Genomic DNA, 18433 nt, shown 5'->3' on the forward strand with positions numbered 1-18433 from the left:
TCCGGGCGGGCTAGTCGCTCACGGGCAGGGCGGGCACATGGAGTCGCTTCCAGGAGGTGGGTCCCGGAATGCCGTCCGCGTCGGGGCCGCCGAAGCCGAGCTTGCGCTGGAACATGGCGTAGGACTTCCGGTCCGCGTCGCTCCACCGGCTGTCGGGCCCGTCGGCGTACGCCGAGCAGTCCTCGTCGATGAGGCGCCAGCCCATGGCCTCGATGATCGGGCTGCTCACGGACGGCTGGAAGAAGTCCTTGCCCGGGAAGGGCTCGTCGTCGAAGACGGGATTCGCGGTCGGCGCGGCCACGCGGACCCGCTGCCCGGGGTGAATGAGGTTCGGATTCTTGATCTGGGGGTTCCACTTGATGATCTGGGCCAGGCTCACGTGGTGCCTGGTCGCGATTCCGCCGAGCGTGTCGCCCGCCCTTACCACGTAGAATTCCGTTGTTTTGGTCATACCTCCATCTTAGTGACAAATGGGACAGAACTCGACTCAAGTCCCGATGGTGAGTGGGCGGTTGAACGTTCGCCGGTTGAACGTTCACTGAGCTCGGTCGGCGAACGGCACCTGCGCCGAGGGCGGGGCCTCCGTGCGGAAGGGATGACGCCACACGCCCCGCGCGGCCAGCCTCGGCAGGACGCCTTCGCCGAACCAGTACGCCTCCTCCAGATGCGGATACCCGGACAGCACGAACTCCTCGATGCCGAGGGCCGCGTACTCCTCGATCCGGTCGGCGACCTCCTCGTGGCTGCCGACCAGCGCGGTCCCCGCGCCACCCCGCACCAGCCCGATGCCCGCCCACAGGTTGGGATGGATCTCCAGCCCGTCCCGGCCACCGCCGTGCAGTGCCAGCATCCGCTGCTGTCCCTCGGACTCGCTGCGGGCCAGCCCGGACTGGACGGCCCTGACCGTCTCCGGGTCGAACCCGTCGACCAGCCGGTTCGCCTCGGCCCACGCCTGCTCGGCGGTGTCCCGGGTGATGACGTGCAGCCGGATGCCGAACCGCAGCGTGCGCCCCTGCTTCGCCGCGAGCCCCCGGATCCAGGCGATCTTCTCGGCGACCTGGGCCGGCGGCTCGCCCCAGGTGAGATAGACATCGACGTGCCGGGCGGCGATCTCCCCGGCGATGGGCGAGGAGCCCCCGAAGTACACCTCGGGGACGGGCTCGGGCACCCGGGCCAGTTTCGCGTCCTCGACCCGCAGGTGCTCGCCGTCCAGGTCGACGGACTTGCCCTCCCACAACCCCCGGACGATCTCCAGGAATTCACCGGTACGGCGGTACCGGTCGTCCTTGTCGAGGAAGTCGCCGTAGGCCCGCTGCTCGTGGCTCTCGCCGCCGGTGACGACGTTGAGCAGCAGCCGTCCGCCGGTCTGCCGCTGAAAGGTGGACGCCATCTGCGCGGCGAGCGTCGGCGAGACGAAGCCGGGCCGGAACGCGACCAGGAACTTCAGCCGCTCGGTGTGCTGGCTGACCATGGCGGTGGTGAGCCACGCGTCCTCGCACCACGCCCCGGTCGGGGTGAGCGCCCCCACGAACCCGAGATCCTCCGCGGCGCGGGCGATCTGGCTCAGGTAGGCGACCGTCGGCGGCCGGTCCCGTCCGGAGGCGGTGGCCGGGGTGCCGTGGCCGCCTCCGACGACGTGGCGGCTGTCGCCGTTGGTGGGCAGGAACCAGTGGAAGGTGAGGGACACGGGGGGCTCCGTTCAGGTGGGCCGTGTGGGTCGTCGCTAGAGGAGGCCGTGGCGCGGCGGCCGGGTACCGGTGAGCACGTGGCGCCCGAGGTGCTGGATCTTCCAGCGGGTCGGGTCGTGCAGGGTGTGGGTGCGGGCGTCACGCCAATGGCGGTGCAGATTCAGGGAGTTGGCAGCGGATCGGGTGCCGGAGACCTCGAACAGCGCGCTCGACACCTCCAACGCCGCCCGGGCCGCCTGCACCTTCGCGGCGGCCACCGCGAGGGACGCCCCGGCCGCGGTGTCGTCGGTGAGGTCGGCCCGCGCCGCGTCGACCGCGCGGGCGGCCTCGCGCAGCAGCGCCTCCGACGCCCGTACCTGGAGGTCGAGTTCGCCGAACCGCTGGATCAGCAGCGGCTCCTCTACGGCGGTCTCCACACCGCTCTCGAACCACGGCCTGCTCTTCGTCCGCACGAACTCCGCCGCCTCCGCGAGGGCACCGGCGGCCAGACCCGCGTCGATGGCGGCATGCAGCAACTGGGCCACGGCTCCGTGGAGTTGGGGGCCCTCGAAGGTGAGGTGGTGGGGCAGGACCCGGTCGCGCGGGACCGTCACGCCGGCGAGGACGACGGTGCCGCTGGCCGTCGTACGCTGGCCGAGGCCGTCCCAGTCGTCGGTCACGGTGAGACCGGGGGCGTCGGCGGGGACGTACGCCACATGGAGTTTGTCGTCCTCGGCGCGGGCCAGGACGGGGATCCAGTCGGCGAACAGGGCACCGGTGGAGTAGTGCTTGACGCCCTCGAGGAGGTAGGAGCCGTCGGGCTGGGGCTCCAGCCGGGTGCGGATGTCCTGGACGTGCTTGGTGCCGGCCTCGGACTGGGCGTTGCCGAAGCGGCGGCCCGCGAGCAGCTCCGCGAAGAAGAACTTCCGCTGTTCCTCGGTGCCCTGACGGCAGATCACATTGACGTAGGCGAAGTGGCTCTGCGGGATCTGGGCGAGGCTGCCGTCGGCGGTGCCGAGGAGGCGGAAGATCTCCGCCAGGGTCCCCGCGCCGACATCCGCGCCACCGTGGTCGGCGGGCACGGTGACGGCGAGCAGTCCGGAGGCGGAGAGCCGGTCCAACTCGGCGCGCGGCAGGCGGCGTTCGGCGTCCCGGGTGGAGGCGCCCGCGCGGAACTCGTCGGCCAGCGCGGCGGCCACGGCGAGTGCCTCGGCGTCGTCGGCGATGACGTGCGCGGTCATGGTCAGCTCGCCGCGGCCAACTGCGGGGTGCGCCCGAGGGCGGCCGAGAACTGGTCGACGATCTGGGTGAGCGCCTCGGCGGTGGCGGGGGCGAGGGTGAGCGTGCCGTCCTCGTGGGCGGTGATGTCCTTGTCGAGGGTGAACCAGCCCTGCACGATGTGCGCGGCGCCCATGGAGTTCAGCACCGGCCGCAACGCGTAGTCGATGGCGAGGACATGGGCGGTGGAGCCGCCGGTGGCCAGCGGAAGGACGGTCTTCCCGGTGAGCGCGTACTGCGGGAGCAGATCGAGCAGCGCCTTCAGGACCCCGGAATAGGACGCCTTGTAGACGGGGGTGCCGACGACGACGCCGTCGGCGCGTGCGAACAGCTCGGTGGCCTCGACGATCGCCGGATGACGGAAGTCCGCGCCGAGCAGGGCCTCGGCCGGGATGGTGCGGACGTCGAGCGGGATCACCCGGTGGCCCTGGGCGGTCAGCCGCTGGTCGAGGTGGCGCAGCAGACGGCCGGTGCGGGAGGAGGCGGAGGGGCTGCCGGAGACGGACAGGACGGTGGCCATGGGTCCTCTTTCGAAGGATCGGTCACGAACAGAACGAGCGAGAAGCTTCAAGAACGGGAGAAGGACTTTCAAGCGGGAGAAGGACTTTCAGGAGTACGAGCCGGCCTCGGGCAGCTGGGCCTCCAGCTCGCGCACCAGCGGCAGGACGCGCCGGCCGAAGTACTCGACCTCCTCGTGGTAGTGGAGGAAGCCCAGGAGGAAGAGGTCGACGCCGAGCCGCTTGTAGGCGACGATCCGTTCGGCGATCTGCTCGGGGGTGCCGATGAGGCCGGTGCGGAAGCCGTCGTTGTACTGGACCAGGTCCTCGAAGGTGGAGTCCTGCCACATCCCCTTGCCGTCGGCGGTGGAGCGGCCGGCCTGCTTCACGGCGGCACCGAAGCCCTCGACGGCCTCGGGGTCGGCCTGCGCGACGATCTCCCGCAGGGTGTCGCGGGCCTCGGCCTCGGTGTCGCGGGCGATGAGGAAGCCGTTCAGGCCGAACTTCGGCGCGCTGCGGCCCGCTTCGGCGGCCGACTTGCGTACGTCGTTGATCTGCTCGACGACTCCGTCGAAGTCCTTTCCGTTGGAGAAGTACCAGTCGGAGACCCGGCCGGCCATGGCGCGCGCCGCGGTGGAGTTGCCGCCCTGGAAGATCTCCGGGTGCGGGCGCTCGGGTGTGTTGAGGGGCTTGGGCTTGAGCGAGAAGTCGCGCAACCGGTAGAAGTCACCGGCGAGTTCGGTGTGGTCCTCGGTCCAGATCTGGCGCAGGGCGCGGATGAACTCCTCGGAGCGGCGGTAGCGCTCGTCGTGCTCCAGCCAGGGCTCGCCCAGGGCGGTGAACTCGCCCTTGAACCAGCCCGACACTACGTTCACGGCGAAACGGCCGCTGGAGAGGTGGTCGGCGGTGGCGCCGAACTTGGCGAGCACGCCGGGGTGCCACAGCCCGGGGTGGACGGCGGCGATGACCTTCAGGCGCTCGGTGGCGAGCAGCAGCGCGAGGCTGAAGCTGGTCGACTCGTGCTGGTACTCGGCGCCGTAACTGGCCATGTAGCGGACCTGGCTGAGGGCGTACTCGAAGCCGTTGTTCTCGGCGAGGACGGCGAGTTCGCGGTTGTAGTCGTATCCCCAGTCGGTGCGCTGCTCGATCCTGCTGGTGACGAGTCCCCCGCTGACGTTGGGGACCCAGTAGGCGAATTTCAGGGGCGCGGCGGGCATGCGGAACTCCTGTTGCGGAAATGTTTTCAGGCACGCCGAATTCACGAGGCACGCAGGTGGGCGGGCGCCGTGAATTCAGGCGGGAAAAGAGAAGAGCGCGGCGGATCTACGGAAGGGGATCAGGCCGCGGCGCAACAGGAGGCGCTGGAGACGCGCGCGAGGTCGACGTGGCGTCGCCGCGTGAGGTCCAGTCGCATCTTCATGCCGTCGATCGTGACAGCCGCCGGTCGAGGCAGTCAAGGCAAACCCGACCGGTCTCGTATCGCGGACCATTGAATTTCACGAAGGTGTGACAGGGAAACCCTTGAACGGGTGCGGAATGAGTCCGCATTGTCGAGGACGTGCGGACGGAACAGTTGGAATACATCGCGGCGGTCACCCGGGTCGGTTCACTGCGCCGGGCCGCCGAGGAACTACGGCTCTCACAGCCCGCGTTGAGCGAGACCGTGCGGAACCTGGAGCGCGAGCTGGGCGTGGACCTGCTGGAGCGCAAGCGGTCCGGCGCGACGATGAGCGCGTCGGGCCGGGAGCTGCTCCCGCACATCATCGGGGTGCTGGAGGCGGTGGACCGGCTGCGGGCGTCGGCGGGCGAACAGCACCGGATCAGCCGTACGGTGCGGGTGGGCACGGTGAACGCGGCCACCGTGCCGCTGCTGATCCCGGTGCTGCGGGAGTTCCGGGCCACGCATCCCGTCACCCAGGTCGAGGTGGTGGGCGCCCAGCAGACCGACATCCGGCGGGCCCTGCTGGAGGGCGGGTTCGACCTCGGTCTGGTCAACCATCTGGAAGGCGACGACGTGCGCGCCGAGCTGGAGTCCACCGAGCTGCTGCGCGGGCGTCCGGTGGTGTGCGTGCGCGCCGACAGCCCGCTCGCGGCGGCGCCTTCGGTGACGGTGGACGACCTGCTCGGCGTACCGCTGATCGGCATGCGCTCGGGCTATGTCATGCACCGCTATGTCCACCGGCTGCTGGGCGGGCGCGATCCGGCGTTCGCGTACTCCACCGACGGGGCGGAGATGGGCAAGCTGATGGTGGCCGAGGGGCTGGGGGCGACCGTCCTGCCGGACTTCAGTGTGGTCGGGGATCCCCTGGAGCGGTCCGGCGCCCTCGTCTGCCGGCCGATCGCGGGGGACTCCACCCGCGTCCTGCTGATGCTGGAGCGGCGCAGGGCGGAGTCGGTGCCGCAGGCGGCGGGGGAGCTGCACGAGGAGTTCGTCCGCAGGGCCCGGGAGCTCTTCGCCTGACTCCCTCGCTCCTGGTGAGCCCGAGGGCCCGGGCCCTCACTCCTCGTCGTTCGCCTGGACCACCACGAGGAAGGCGTCGGACCTCAGGTCCATGACCACGGTCGCGGGGAGGCCCTCGGCGCGGCGACGGGCCGCGTACTCCTCCGCCGGCCACGATCCGCGGGGCGCCCCCGCGGGGAACCGTTCCAACACCTTCGCGCTCATGGCGGCGCCACCTCCGTAAATCGTCGTACCGTCCGCCTGCCCCGGATCGCCGCGACCATGTCACCGCTGGTCCGACCCGGTCGGCGCATCCGTGACGGCCCTCCGGGTGGAAGTCATCCACGGGGACCACCTACGCGAAGGGCCGAGGAGAGATGACGCAGGACGATCGCGGCGCGCAGCCGCTCTGTCTGGTGACCGGCGCCACGGGGTACATCGGTGGCCGGCTCGTCCCGGAGCTGCTGGCGGCGGGCCTGCGGGTGCGCTGCCTGGCACGCTCTCCGGACCGGCTGCGGGACCATCCCTGGGCCGGCGCGGTCGAGGTGGTCCGCGGGGACGTCACCCATCCGGCGTCCGTCGCGGCGGCCATGCGGGGCGTGGACGTCGCGTACTACCTGGTGCACGCGCTGGGCACCGGCAAGGACTTCGAGGAGACCGACCGGCGGGCCGCCCGGGTCTTCGGGGAGTCGGCGCGCGCCGCGGGCGTACGGCGGCTCGTCTACCTGGGCGGCCTCACCCCGTACGGCGTACCAGAGCGGGAGCTGTCCCCGCATCTGCGCTCGCGCGCCGAGGTGGGCCGGATCCTGCTGGCCTCCGGCGTGCCCGCGGCGGTGCTGCGGGCGGCGATCGTGATCGGCTCCGGGTCGGCCTCGTTCGAGATGCTGCGTTACCTCACCGAGCGCCTCCCGGTGATGGTGACCCCGAGCTGGGTGCACACCCGGATCCAGCCCGTGGCGGTCCGGGACGTGCTGCGCGCCCTGGTCGGCTGCGCGCGGCTGCCGTACGAGGTCAGCCGCGCCTTCGACATCGGCGGACCCGATGTCCTGACGTACCGCGAGATGATGGTCCGCTACGCCGCCGTCGCGGGGCTGCCGCGCCGGCTGATCCTGCCGGTTCCGGTGCTGTCGCCGGGTCTGTCCAGCCACTGGGTGGGGCTGGTGACGCCCGTTCCGGCCGCCATCGCGCGGCCGCTCACCGAGTCGCTGCGGCACGAGGTGGTCTGCCGCGAGCACGACATCGCGCGGTACGTTCCGGATCCGCCCGGTCATCCGGTGGGCTTCGACGAGGCGGTCCGGCTGGCCCTGCGGAAGGTGCGCGACACGCAGGTCAGCACCCGCTGGTCGTCGGCCTCCCTGCCCGGGGCGCCCAGCGATCCGCTGCCCACCGACCCCGGCTGGGCGGGCGGCAGCCTCTACACGGACCGCCGCGAGCTGGGTGTGGACGCGCCGCGCGACTCGCTGTGGCGGGTGATCGAGGGCATCGGCGGGGACAACGGCTGGTACTCGTTCCCGCTCGCCTGGGCCGTCCGGGGGTGGCTGGACCGGCTGGTGGGCGGGGTGGGCCTGCGCCGTGGACGCCGGGACGCGGCGCGGCTGCGGGTGGGCGACTCGCTGGACTTCTGGCGGGTGGAGGAGATCGAGCCGGGGCGGCTGCTGCGACTGCGGGCCGAGATGCGGCTGCCGGGCCTCGCCTGGCTGGAGATGTACGCGGAGACCGACGACACCGGACGCACCCGCTTCCGCCAGCGCGCCCTGTTCCATCCGCACGGGCTGCTCGGCCACGCGTACTGGTGGAGTGTCTCGCCCTTCCACGCGGCCGTGTTCGGGGGCATGGCCCGCAACATCGCGCGGGCGGCGGTGGCGGACGCGGCGGCCCGGGAGCCGAGCCGGTGACCGCGTGCCGCATCCGCCGGGCGCCACCGACCGGAAGCGGTCCATGGCCTGTGTGTCTCCCCCACCTCCTCCCCCGGAGCCGTCCATGAACGTCTCGGTCGTCCTGTTCACCTCCGACCTGCGGCTGCACGACCATCCCCCGCTCCGCGCGGCGCTGGACGGAGCGCGGCAGGTGGTCCCGCTGTTCGTCCGCGACCGGGCCGTGGAGTCGGCGGGCTTCGCGGCACCGAACCGCCTCGCGTTCCTCGCCGACTGTCTGCGCGATCTCGACGCGGGGCTCCGTGAGCGCGGCGGCCGGCTGATCGTGCGGTCCGGGGACCTGGTGGCGGAGGTGTGCCGGACGGCGGCCGAGGCGGATGCCGACGAGGTGCACATCGCGGCGGACGTGAGCGCGTACGCCCAGCGCCGCGAGGAGCGGCTGCGGCATGCCCTGGAGGCGGAGGGGGTGCGGCTGCACGTGCACGGCACGGTGACGACCGCGGTGGATCCCGGTGCGCTGGCCCCGGCCTCCTCGGACCACTTCGCGGTCTTCACGCCGTACTTCCGCCACTGGTCCCGGGAGCGGCTGCGGGACACGCTCGGCGCGCCCCGGACGGTGCCGGTTCCGGAGGGTGTCGGTTCGCAGGAACCGCCCACGCGCAAGGGGCTGTCGGGGCTGTCGCCCCGACTGGCGACCGGCGGCGAGACGGCGGGCCGCGAACGGCTGACCGCCTGGCTGCGCTCGGGTCTCGCGGCGTACGAGGACCGGCACGACGACCTGGCGGGCGACGCGACCTCCCGGCTCTCCCCGCATCTGCACTTCGGCACCCTCTCCCCCGTCGAGCTGGTGCACCGGGCGCGCGCGGCGGGCGGCCCGGGCGCCGAGGCGTTCGTACGGCAGGTCGCGTGGCGCGACTTCCACCGTCAGGTGCTGGCGGCCCGCCCGGACGCGGCGAGCGCCGACTACCGCACCAAGCACGACCGTTGGCGTACGGAGCGGACAGCCGGGGACGACATCGAGGCGTGGGCGACGGGCCGTACCGGCTACCCGGTCGTGGACGCGGCGATGCGGCAGCTGCGCGAGGAGGGCTGGATGCACAACCGGGGACGGCTGCTGACGGCGAGCTTCCTCGCCAAGACGCTGTATGTCGACTGGCGGATCGGCGCCCGCCACTTCCTGGAGCTGCTGGTCGACGGGGACATGGCCAACAACCAGCTCAACTGGCAGTGGATGGCGGGCACCGGCACCGACTCCCGGCCGAACCGGGTCCTCAACCCCGTCACCCAGGCGAAACGGTACGACCCGCAGGGGGTGTATGTGCGGCGCTGGGTACCGGAGTTGGCGGACATGCCGGGCCCGGCCGTGCACGAGCCTTGGAAACTGAGGGAGTTGGACCGCACGGCGCTCGACTACCCGCCCCCGATCGTCGAACTCGCCGACGGACTGGCCCGGTTCAAGCGAGCGCGCGGACGGGACTGAGCCGGAACGGTGTCGCCGCCTGAACCAGGGGCTGAGGGCGACGGTCAGGAGGCGCCGTACACCCCGGCCAGGGTCTCCAGTGCGTCGCCGAGGCCCGTCGGCCGGGGCAGGCCCGGTACCGGGCGGCCGGCCCAGCCGGGGCCGCCGAGCACGACGGCCGGGGTCCGCCGGGCGCCGCTGACGCCCCAGCGGGTCCCGGCGACATGCCGGGCGAGAGCCAGGCTCGCGGTGGAACGGGCCTGCGCCCACAGCACCACGGCGGCCGGGCCCAGCCGCCGCACGGCCGCGGTCAGCGCTTCGGCGGGCACCGCCGCGCCGAACATCCGGGTGGGGACACCCGCCCGGCTGAGCCCCGCGTTGAGCGCCTCCAGCGCCAGAGTGTGCTGCTCGCCCGGCACACAGGCCAGCACCACCGGCCCCGGCCCGTCGGCGGTGTCCGATGGCGTGTTGTCTCCCGGCACGGTGTCCCACGGCACGGCGTCTCCCGGCGCGGTTGCTCCCGGCGCGGTTGCTCCCGGCGCGGTTTCTCCTGTCGCGGCGGGGCGGGTGGCGCACCTCAGGGTGGTGGAGACGTGCCAGGACAGCAGGTGCTCGACCTCCACGTAACGGTCCCCGGACGAGGCCCACTTGCGGCCCACGGCGTGCAGCGTCGGCGCCATCACCTCCTGCCAGGCGGTGGTCAGTCCATGCCGTTCGACGGCCGCGGTCAGCTGTCCGGCCACGGCCGGCGCGTCCAGTCGTACGGCGGCCCGGGCCAGCCCCCGGCACTCCTGGCGGACGTCACCGCCGAGCGGCAGCGCGCCGGACCGACCCTGCACCACGCGCACGGGTCCGGCAGCGCCCTCTCTCGCGGCGCGGGCGGCCTCGGCAGGCGGCACCCCGGCCGAGGTCAGCCGGCACATCGCCTCCAGTACGGCCACGTCGGCGGGCCGCCAGCGGCGGTGCCGGCCGTCGTCGCGCACGGCGGGTCCGATGCCGTAACGGCGGTCCCAGGAGCGCAGGGTGGTGGGCGCCACGCCGAGGCGGCGGGCCAGGGCGCCGGTGGTCAGGGCGGGGTCGTCGGGGGCTGCGGACTTGCTCATGCCAGGACAATACGATGCAGAAACGACGCGTGTTGAAGGGTCGCTCGCACGGCTCACAGGATGATCGCATGAGCACTCAGCCCTCCCCCGCCGTCCGTTCCGCCCGCGCCCGTGTCGACGAGCCGCTCGGGGACGCGGAGCTCGCCCGGGGCCTGGTGGCGGGCGACGAGGCGTGTCTGGCCGCCGCATACCGCCGCTGGTCGGCGCTGGTGCACGCGCTGGCCCGGCGCTCCCTGGGGGACGCGCGGGAGGCCGAGGACGTCACCCAGCAGGTGTTCCTGGGGGTGTGGCGGGGCCGCGCGGGCTACCGGTCCGAGCGGGGCTCGCTCGGCGGCTGGATCGTGGGCATCACCCGGCGCCGGATCGCCGACGCACTCGCCGCGCGGGCCCGGCGCACGCACCTGCTCGCCGCCGCCGGTGCCAGGCTCGCGGAGGCCGGCCACGGCCACCCGGAGTCCGCCGTCCTCGACCGCGTCCTGGTCCACGGCGAACTCGCCCGGCTCCCCGCGCCGCAGCAGCGGGTGCTGCGGCTCACCTTCTACGAGGACCTCACCCAGACCCAGATCGCGGAGCGCACCGGCTGGCCGCTGGGCACGGTCAAGAGCCACGCCCGGCGGGGCCTGCGGCGACTGCGGGTCCGCCTGGAACCGTCGGTGTTCCGCTGACCATGTTCCTGCCCGGGCATTACCTTCTACCTCTACACATAAAGGCCGAATAAGCGCAGAATGACAGATGCGCGGCGCTCACCGCACACCGCACCAGACGCGGTCAGGCCTGCAAGTCGAAGGAGACGAACCATGGCCAACGTCTCGCCCAGCCGTGGTGACATGTCGACCCACCCCGATGTTTCCGAGATGCGGGCACGGTACGACCGCATGCTCGGCGGCCGTGATGTGGCGCTCGTGGACGGACCGGTGTTCCTGCTCGGTCTGTACTGCGCCGTGTCCCCGTGGATCCTCCACTACACCACCAGTCAGCCCGCCCTCATGACACACAACCTGATCGTCGGCATCGCCATCGGTCTGCTGGCCCTCGGCTTCACCGCCGCTCCGGCCCGGATGTACGGGCTGAGCTGGGCCATGTGCGCGCTCGGCATCTGGATGATCATCGCGCCGTGGGTCGTCGGCGACAGCCCGGACGCCGGTGTCGCGGTCAACAACATCATCATCGGCGCTCTGGCGATCGTCCTGGGAGCGCTGTGCGCCTTCAACTCGGCGAGGAGCGCCACCAAGCCCTGAACCCCACACCCGCCCAGGAAGGCGGTACGGCCGGCCCGCGCCCACGGGCCGGCCGGCCCGCGTCATCCGCGCCCTCCGCTCACTCTCCCGGCACCGTCCAGGGCTGCTGCGGCAGCGGCCGGCCGGTCTCCAGCAGCGACTTGAGGTTCGACAGCACCGCCGGCCAGCCCAGGGACACGTCCGCGAGGTCGCGCTCGGTGCGCAGGTTCTCGTGGGTGACGGTGAGCCGGACGATGTCGGCGTGCGGCCGGATGTCGAAGGTGACCCGGGAGTACATGTCCTCGCGCCCCTCGTTCCCGGGCTCGGTCCAGGTGGTCACCAGCCGGGTCGGACGCTCGCTCACCTCGACCGTGCCGACGACGTCGGCGATCCCGGAGCCGTCGACGCGCACATGTTCCCAGCGGGAGCCCGGCCGCCAGTCGGACACGTTGCTGTGTCCCCAGTAGACGGCCGTGAGGTCGGCGTCGGTGAGGGCGTCCCAGACCTTCTCGGGCGTGCTGGCGATGTAGGTGACGTAGACGAATGTGGGCTGCTCGGTCATGGCTTCCATGGCTTCCTCGGCTCGTCGCTTGACGTCGGAGAGCACGCGCAGCCGCGGGCGCTCGAACTTGTCGATCCACCGCTCCTGTATCTCGTGGAGCGAGACCGGGTTCAGGTAGTGCAGCTTCTCCCGTCCGCGCCGCACCGTGACGACCAGGTTGGCGGCCTCCAGGACGGCCAGGTGCTGCGTCACGGACTGCCGCGCCATGTCGACGCACGCGACCAGCTCGCCCAGCGTCTGCCCGCCGCGCTCGTGCAGCCGGTCCAGCAGCCGTCGGCGCGTGTCGTCCGCCAGCGCCTTGAAGACCTTGTCCATCCCTGAGACGTCCTCCGATCGCACACTCGACGTTATGCAGGCAATTACCTGCATGTCAATCCGGCGTCGGCGGGCAGGATCGCCGCATGGACATCAACGATCGCCGCATGGACATCAACGGGAGTCTGACCGTGCCACCCCCGCCGCTGCGGCTCACGGGCCACGGGATCACCCTGCGCGAGTGGACGGACGACGACATGGGCGACCTGGTCACCCTGTACGACGACCCGGAGATCGCCCGCTGGACCCCGGTGGCCTCCCCCTTCGACGCCGGGGCGGCACGCGCCTACCTCGACAGGGCACGGACGGGACGGGACGACGGGCAGAAGGTGCAGCTCGCGATCACGACGGACGGCGTACGGCCCAAGGGCGAAGTGCTGCTGTTCCGCAGCCCGTCGGACGGGCGGGACGCCGAACTCGCCTACGGCGTTGGCCCCGAGCACCGCGGGCAGGGGCTCGCCGGGCGGGCGGTGCGGCTGCTCGCGGAGCATGCCGTACGCGAACTGCGGCCCCGGCGTGTGGTGTTGTGCATCGAGGAGGGGAACGCGGCGAGCGAGGGAGTGGCGCGGACGGCCGGCTTCACGCTGAGCGACGATCCGCCCGTGCCGCGGCGTTCGGAGCGGCGGGAGGCCCTGCTGCGCGTCTGGTCGCTCCGGGTCCGGGCGAACGGCGACGGCCGGGGCTAGAACGCCACCCCGGCCGTCACTCTTGCGTCAACTGACGTTGAGCGCGGTGTCGTCGATGACGAACGACGTCTGGAGGGTGGAGCCCTCCGTGCCGGTGAACTTGAGCGTCACCGTCTGGCCCGCGTAGCTCGCGAGGCTGAAGGAGCGCTGGGTGTAGCCGCTGGCGGCGTTCAGGTTCGAGTAGGTCACCAGGGTGCTCAGGACGGTGCCGGAGCTGTTGAGGACCTGGACCTTGAGGGTGTCGTAGGCCATGCTGGTGGTGGTCTCCGCCGTGTCGATGTGGAGATAGAAGCTGAGGGCGGCGGCGGTGCAGTCGGACGGGATGGTCACCGACTGGGAGAGCGTGTCGGTGGTCGCGGTGCCGTAGCCGTCGAGCCAGGCGTAGTACGAGCCCGAACGCGCCGACTGGCTGCTGGAGTTGGTGATGACGCCGCTGCTGGCGCTCCAGGTGGCGGCGCCGGACTCGAAGCCGTTGTTGCCGAGGAGCTGGGCTGCGGTGCAGGTGCCGCCGTCGTCGCCCCCGTCGTCACCGCCGTCGTCGCTGCCGCTCGCGCCGGAGAGCCACTCGGTGGCGTTCAGGGCGAGTGCGGCGTTGGTGGCGCCGGTGTCGTTCCAGCCGTCGTAGAGCGTGTTGCCGGACTGGCCGGTGCCGTCGTCGATGGGCGAGCTGTCGCCCCAGAAGGCGACCCGGCCGCTGCCGAAGGTGCTGGTGGCGAAGAAGGCGCCGGTGTTCCCGGAGTAACCGCTGCGGTAGAGCAGGCCCTTGACGGAGGAGTTGTCGGCGGGCTTGAGAGTGGCGGTGGTGCCGCTGGCGATGAGGCTCTTGGTGACGGTGCCGAAGGAGCCGTGCAGCACCGGGTCGGTGCTGTCGCTGATCGCGGCCGGGTAGCCGGAGCTGATGCTGAGGGAGTCGATCGAGAAGCCGAACGGGTCGGTGGAGTCGACGCTGTTGTTCGTCATCAGGTCGTTGAGGATCTCGACGGCGTCCTCGCCGTCGTTGTTGCGGTCGGCGCCGGTGTGGTCGGAGACCATGAACAGGCCGCCGCCGTTCTTCACGAAGTTCATGATCGCCGTCTTCTCGGCGGTGGTGAACAGCGTGTTGGGCTCCGGCAGGACCAGCGTGTCGAAGTTCGACAGGTCGGTCGACGACGAGCCGCCGTAGGTGAGGGCGCTCGTGGCGGTCTTGAGGCTGTAGTCGCCGGTCTTCTGCAGGGCGACGCCCCATGCCGAGAGCGCGCCGGTCCAGTCCGTCTCCGAGGACGGGGAGGAGTCCTGCGAGAGCGGGTCGGGCTTGCTGGTCGAGACGATCCAGTCGGCGTTTCCGGCCTCTTCGGCGTGGCCGTCGTCGAACAGGATGCGGTGGGGGGTGGCCGCGAGGGCGGGCGCGGCGCCGGTGGAGACCTGGAGGGCGGCTCCTGTGACGAGCAGCCCGAGGCCGGCCAGGAGCGTGGTGACCTTGCGACGGGATCTCTGTGATCCGAGCATCCGGCGAACCTCCGTGAGGGGGTGGGGAGAGGGGCGGGTGCGGCGGCTTGTCTGCGCGCGTAGACCTCGCAGAGAAGGGTTCTACACGCGTGGATCGATTGAAAGGTACATGGCATTGCTGCCCTGTGAACATCAAGCGCGGGCAATAACGTGCGCAAAAACGTCAGCAGCCGGTGCGGAACGGACTGCCCCGTCCCGCACCGGGCACAAGCACTCCAACGAGGCCCAACGGGGCCTCGCGAAGGAGGGGCGGAGATGGAGATCGACGGCATCATCAGTGCCATCTTCATCGGCATCGTCATCGGTGTTCTGGGCCGGCTCGTGATACCGGGCCGTCAGCGCATCGGCGTGCTGTGGACGATCGTGGTCGGCATCGTGGCCGCGCTGATCGGTTCGGGGATCGCCTCGGCCCTGGGCGTGGCCGACACCAACGGCGTCGACTGGGTCGAGTGGCTGATCCAGATCGCCCTGGCGGGGGTGGGGGTGACGGCACTGGACCGCAGTAGGGGCCGACGCTGAGCGGGGATCCGGGCGGGGCACGGTCACGGGGCTGGCCGGGCCGGGCCTGCGGCACGGGATCCCGGACGGGCCATGGGTATGGGCCTGTCCGGGCCCACGGCGCCGAGCCTTGGCAGCGGCCGACGCCGAGCGGTCAGCGACGGGCGGGGTCACGGGCAGCCCGGAGACACGGGACGGGTCGCGCCTGCGGCGCCGGACCGTGGGAGCGGCCAGCCGGCGGGCGGTGACACGGGACGGGCCAGGGACACGAGCCGCGCCGCGCCCTCGGCGTCTGACCGCGGGAGCGGCGACGCCGAGCGGTCGGCCGGCGGGCGGTGACACGGGACGGGCCATGCGCACCGGACGGGCCCACAGCACGGATCCCGGGCGGCTGACCGAGACTGGTCGGGCCGGCCCAGGCCGGGTTCGCGGGTGGAGGGTTCGTGCGGCGTCGAGCCCGGGCGACGTGCGGCGACCCCGTTCGGCGGGGTGGCCGAGGTCGCCGGAAGTGCTACGGCGTGTAGATGTACGGCGTGGTCGTCGTCAGGGGCGCGAAGCCGAGGCGCTCCAGGATGGGCCGGCTCTGGTCGGACGCGTCGACCTGGAGGTAGTGGTAGCCGCGCTCGGCGGCGATGCGGGCGCGGTGGGCGATCAGCGCGCGATAGATGCCCCGGCCGCGCCAGGCCTCCGCGGTGCCGCCGCCCCACAGGCCGGCGAACCGGGTGCCGGGGATCAGCTCCATGCGGGCCGAACTCACCGGTTCGTCCCCGGCGAGCGCGACCAGGGCGACGATCGAGTCCGGGTCGGCGGCCAGCCGGGCCAGTACCAGGTCCCGCAGCACCGAGCCGTCGCGGTCGAAGGCCTTCTCGTTCGCCTCGACCATGAGCTCGACGCCCGCCGGGTCGGTGACGGAGACGATCCGGACGCCCTCCGGGGGCACGGCGTCGACGAGCTGGTCGCTCGTCTCGCCGATCATCAGGGTCTCCGTCGGCTCGGCCGTGAACCCGGCGTCCGTGAGCCGTTGCCCCAGGTCGACCGGCCAGTCGTGCCCGTGGTGCTTCCACTCGAACTCGCGGCCGAGACCGCTGAAGTAGGCGACCTGTTCGGCGATCGCGGCGTCGGCGCCCTCGGCGTCCAGGTCCGACCACAGGACGCCGTGCCAGCCGCCCTCGCCGCCGACGTGACGGACCACGCCCCCGGTGCGTTCGACCCGGGCGTCGGGACTCTCCGGGCGGGCGCCTTCGCGCATCTCCCGGTCGTACAGGGCGAGTGTCTCGGCATGATCCATGCGCACACTTCAGCACTCCGGCGCTGTGGCCACAACGCGTTTACGCTGGGCGCCGTCACTCCACGACGACGACCGCCACAGGAGCCGTACATCATGGTCGAACACGCCGAACTCGCCCACCTGCGCCGTTGTGTGGAACTCGCCGCCGAGGCGCTGCGGGTCGGGGACGAGCCGTTCGGCTCCGTACTGGTCGGCGCGGACGGCACGGTGCTCGCCGAGGACCACAACCGGGTGGCCTCCGGCGACCGCACCAGGCACCCCGAGTTCGAGCTGGCCCGCTGGTCGGCGGCCCGGCTGTCCCCGGAGGAGCGGTCGGCGGCCACGGTCTACACCTCGGGCGAGCACTGCCCGATGTGCGCGGCGGCCCACGCCTGGGTGGGCCTCGGCCGGATCGTGTACGTCGCCTCGTCCGAGCAGCTCACGACGTGGCTCGGCGAGTGGGGAGTACCGGCACCACCGGTGCGCGCGCTGCCGGTCCAGGAGGTCGCCCCCGGGGTGGTCGTGGAAGGACCGGTACCGGAACTGACCGAGGAGGTACGGGCACTGCACCGACGCTTCCACTCGGCCTGAGCGCGGCAAGCTCCCGCCGCGAATCGCCACCGGGAACGCTCCGACTCCAGACACGCCGGCTGCTCCGAGCGGGACCGCGGCCCCCTCCGCCCGTGCCTCCACAGACCGCCCCGCAGCGGTGTCCCGGCCTCGGGCTTCCCTGTCCGCCTGCGGACCTACGACCCACACGACGACGGCTCGACCGGGCGGGAGCGCAAGCCCTCACCCGCCCGCAGCCCACGAGCCGCCGCGGCGGCTGCTCACGCACCTGGCCGGGTCACGGGCCCTCGCCCTGCCGCGACACCCCCGAACCCGCCGCGGCGACGGCTCACCCGCGCACGCCCGCAGCCCGCGCGCGTCGCAGCCCGCGTCCACCGGAGACCGGCGGGTCCGCGCGGCGGCAGGGCGGCCGTGCAGTGGCGGGGCCTTGCGGTACACGCCCGCAGTCCGCGTCCGCCGAAGACCGACGGGCCCGTGCCAGCGGCGGGTCCGTGCCGACGGCGGGTCCGTGGCGGCGGGTCCGTGGCGGCGGGTCCACTCCCACCGCGGGTCCGCGCGGCAGCGGGTCCGTACCAGCGGCGGGTCCACTCCCGCGTCGGATCCACGCCGGTAGCGGGTCCGTGTGGCAGCCGGGCCCCGCGGTGGCGATGCCCGCCGTCGGCCGGGCCCCGCGGTGGCGATGCCCGCCGTCGGCCGGGCCCCGCGGTGGCGATGCCCGCCGTCGGCCGGGCCCCGCGGTGACGGTGCACGCCGTCGGCCGGGCCCCGCGGTGGCGCTCAGCAACAGCGGGTCAGTTCTCCGGGCGTGGGCGGCACCTGCGGTAGAGCAGGGCTCCGCCCAGGACCAGCGCCATGCTGCCCGCGAGGGTGGGCAGGGTCGCGTCGCTGCCCGTGTGGGCGAGGGAGGAGCCCGCGTGGGGCGCCGGGGCCTGGGGGGCGACGGCGGGCAGCGTGGTCTTCGGGCCGGGGCCCGGTCGCTGCGCCTCGGGCTCGGGAACCGGTGTCTGCTTGGCCGGCGGCTTCGGCGCGACGGGCGGGGGCTGCTCCTCGCCCGGCGTGTTCGCGGACTCGTTGCCGAATGCCGGGTTCGCGACGCCGACGACGTTCACGCTGTTGCCGCTGACGTTCACCGGGAGGTCGACCGGCAGCTTGACGCCGTTGCCGGAGACGACGCCGGGCGAGTGGGCGGTGTCGCCCTGCGCGGACGCTCCCGTGGCCGACGCGGCCTGGGAGCCGCCGCCCCGGTTCGCGCAACCGTTGCCGAAGGCGGGGTTCAGCGCGCCCACCACGTTCACCGTGTCACCGCACAGGTTGACCGGAAGGTGGACCGGCAGCTGGATGCCGTTTCCGGAGAGCAGACCGGGCGAGCCTGCCGCCGTCCCGGCCGCGGTGGAGTCGGCGAACGCCGGCATCGTCGCGACGGCCATCGCGCCGGAGGCGGCTGCTACAGCGATCACACCGTTTCGGGTAGCCCGTCTCATGGGTCCCTGCCTTCCAGACATGGTCGCGAGCACTC

At 72.5% G+C, this 18433-nt stretch carries 20 protein-coding genes; 8 read left to right on the forward strand and 12 right to left on the reverse strand.

The features are described from left to right. Positions 1-10 precede the first annotated feature (10 nt). The 6 genes from ACFPIH_RS15795 to ACFPIH_RS15820 all read right to left on the reverse strand — a co-directional run bounded on the left by ACFPIH_RS15795 (position 11) and on the right by ACFPIH_RS15820 (position 4862). The gene (locus tag ACFPIH_RS15795; RefSeq protein ID WP_381172564.1) at positions 11-451 is read right to left on the reverse strand and encodes a peptidoglycan-binding protein; all 441 of its coding nucleotides are present in this window, start codon (positions 449-451) and stop codon (positions 11-13) included. A gap of 84 nt (positions 452-535) precedes the next feature. Then, positions 536-1687: an LLM class flavin-dependent oxidoreductase gene (locus tag ACFPIH_RS15800; RefSeq protein WP_381172561.1), complete on the reverse strand. Its 1152-nt coding sequence runs from the start codon at positions 1685-1687 to the stop codon at positions 536-538. A gap of 36 nt (positions 1688-1723) precedes the next feature. Further along, on the reverse strand, positions 1724-2908 hold the full coding sequence (locus ACFPIH_RS15805) for an SfnB family sulfur acquisition oxidoreductase (protein WP_381172558.1): 1185 nt from the start codon (positions 2906-2908) through the stop codon (positions 1724-1726). Positions 2909-2910: 2 nt separating this feature from the next. Then, entirely contained in the window at positions 2911-3465 is a 555-nt protein-coding gene (gene ssuE, locus ACFPIH_RS15810) for an NADPH-dependent FMN reductase (RefSeq protein WP_381172555.1), read from the reverse strand. Positions 3466-3552: 87 nt separating this feature from the next. Then, entirely contained in the window at positions 3553-4659 is a 1107-nt protein-coding gene (gene sfnG / locus ACFPIH_RS15815; protein WP_381172552.1) for a dimethylsulfone monooxygenase SfnG, read from the reverse strand. A 119-nt stretch (positions 4660-4778) separates the two neighbouring features. Next, on the reverse strand, positions 4779-4862 hold the full coding sequence (locus tag ACFPIH_RS15820) for a putative leader peptide (RefSeq protein ID WP_350760414.1): 84 nt from the start codon (positions 4860-4862) through the stop codon (positions 4779-4781). A gap of 138 nt (positions 4863-5000) precedes the next feature. On the opposite strand from ACFPIH_RS15820, the gene ACFPIH_RS15825 reads away from it, so the two are divergent. Continuing rightward, positions 5001-5903 (forward strand): LysR family transcriptional regulator, encoded by a 903-nt coding sequence (locus ACFPIH_RS15825; protein ID WP_381172550.1) that lies wholly within the window; start codon positions 5001-5003, stop codon positions 5901-5903. Between the two features lie 36 nt (positions 5904-5939). Here the strand turns inward: ACFPIH_RS15825 and ACFPIH_RS15830 are convergent, their stop codons facing one another. Beyond that, positions 5940-6107, reverse strand: a complete 168-nt coding sequence (locus ACFPIH_RS15830) for a hypothetical protein (RefSeq protein WP_381172547.1) — start codon at positions 6105-6107, stop codon at positions 5940-5942. A 152-nt stretch (positions 6108-6259) separates the two neighbouring features. Here ACFPIH_RS15830 and ACFPIH_RS15835 point away from each other — a divergent pair, with 152 nt between their 5' ends. Then, a complete protein-coding gene (locus tag ACFPIH_RS15835; RefSeq protein WP_381172545.1) occupies positions 6260-7777 on the forward strand; it encodes an SDR family oxidoreductase in 1518 nt (505 codons plus the stop codon). A gap of 85 nt (positions 7778-7862) precedes the next feature. Next, a complete protein-coding gene (locus ACFPIH_RS15840; RefSeq protein WP_381172542.1) occupies positions 7863-9236 on the forward strand; it encodes a cryptochrome/photolyase family protein in 1374 nt (457 codons plus the stop codon). A gap of 44 nt (positions 9237-9280) precedes the next feature. Here ACFPIH_RS15840 and ACFPIH_RS15845 read toward each other — a convergent pair whose 3' ends face one another. Then, positions 9281-10318 (reverse strand): MerR family transcriptional regulator, encoded by a 1038-nt coding sequence (locus ACFPIH_RS15845; protein ID WP_381172539.1) that lies wholly within the window; start codon positions 10316-10318, stop codon positions 9281-9283. 68 nt (positions 10319-10386) lie between these two features. Between ACFPIH_RS15845 and ACFPIH_RS15850 the strand changes: the two genes are divergently transcribed. Both ACFPIH_RS15850 and ACFPIH_RS15855 read left to right on the forward strand, forming a co-directional pair. Beyond that, a complete protein-coding gene (locus ACFPIH_RS15850; RefSeq protein ID WP_381172537.1) occupies positions 10387-10983 on the forward strand; it encodes a sigma-70 family RNA polymerase sigma factor in 597 nt (198 codons plus the stop codon). Positions 10984-11115: 132 nt separating this feature from the next. Continuing rightward, entirely contained in the window at positions 11116-11556 is a 441-nt protein-coding gene (locus ACFPIH_RS15855) for an SPW repeat protein (RefSeq protein ID WP_381172534.1), read from the forward strand. A gap of 79 nt (positions 11557-11635) precedes the next feature. Here ACFPIH_RS15855 and ACFPIH_RS15860 read toward each other — a convergent pair whose 3' ends face one another. Further along, positions 11636-12412: an ArsR/SmtB family transcription factor gene (locus ACFPIH_RS15860; protein ID WP_381172531.1), complete on the reverse strand. Its 777-nt coding sequence runs from the start codon at positions 12410-12412 to the stop codon at positions 11636-11638. Between the two features lie 86 nt (positions 12413-12498). Here ACFPIH_RS15860 and ACFPIH_RS15865 point away from each other — a divergent pair, with 86 nt between their 5' ends. Continuing rightward, complete coding sequence (locus ACFPIH_RS15865; RefSeq protein ID WP_381172528.1) at positions 12499-13098, forward strand: GNAT family N-acetyltransferase; 600 nt, start codon at positions 12499-12501, stop codon at positions 13096-13098. A 27-nt stretch (positions 13099-13125) separates the two neighbouring features. Here the strand turns inward: ACFPIH_RS15865 and ACFPIH_RS15870 are convergent, their stop codons facing one another. Then, complete coding sequence (locus tag ACFPIH_RS15870; protein WP_381172526.1) at positions 13126-14583, reverse strand: hydrolase; 1458 nt, start codon at positions 14581-14583, stop codon at positions 13126-13128. 255 nt (positions 14584-14838) lie between these two features. Here ACFPIH_RS15870 and ACFPIH_RS15875 point away from each other — a divergent pair, with 255 nt between their 5' ends. Beyond that, positions 14839-15102: a GlsB/YeaQ/YmgE family stress response membrane protein gene (locus ACFPIH_RS15875; RefSeq protein ID WP_381172524.1), complete on the forward strand. Its 264-nt coding sequence runs from the start codon at positions 14839-14841 to the stop codon at positions 15100-15102. A gap of 490 nt (positions 15103-15592) precedes the next feature. On the opposite strand, the gene ACFPIH_RS15880 is transcribed toward ACFPIH_RS15875, so the two are convergent. Further along, positions 15593-16369, reverse strand: a complete 777-nt coding sequence (locus tag ACFPIH_RS15880) for a GNAT family N-acetyltransferase (RefSeq protein WP_381172521.1) — start codon at positions 16367-16369, stop codon at positions 15593-15595. 93 nt (positions 16370-16462) lie between these two features. Between ACFPIH_RS15880 and ACFPIH_RS15885 the strand changes: the two genes are divergently transcribed. After that, positions 16463-16939 (forward strand): nucleoside deaminase, encoded by a 477-nt coding sequence (locus ACFPIH_RS15885; RefSeq protein ID WP_381172519.1) that lies wholly within the window; start codon positions 16463-16465, stop codon positions 16937-16939. Positions 16940-17708: 769 nt separating this feature from the next. Here the strand turns inward: ACFPIH_RS15885 and ACFPIH_RS15890 are convergent. Then, positions 17709-18398, reverse strand: a complete 690-nt coding sequence (locus tag ACFPIH_RS15890; RefSeq protein ID WP_381172517.1) for a chaplin — start codon at positions 18396-18398, stop codon at positions 17709-17711. Positions 18399-18433 lie beyond the last annotated feature (35 nt).

Source organism: Streptomyces vulcanius (assembly GCF_042653945.1).
GTDB classification, from domain to species: domain Bacteria; phylum Actinomycetota; class Actinomycetes; order Streptomycetales; family Streptomycetaceae; genus Streptomyces; species Streptomyces mangrovi.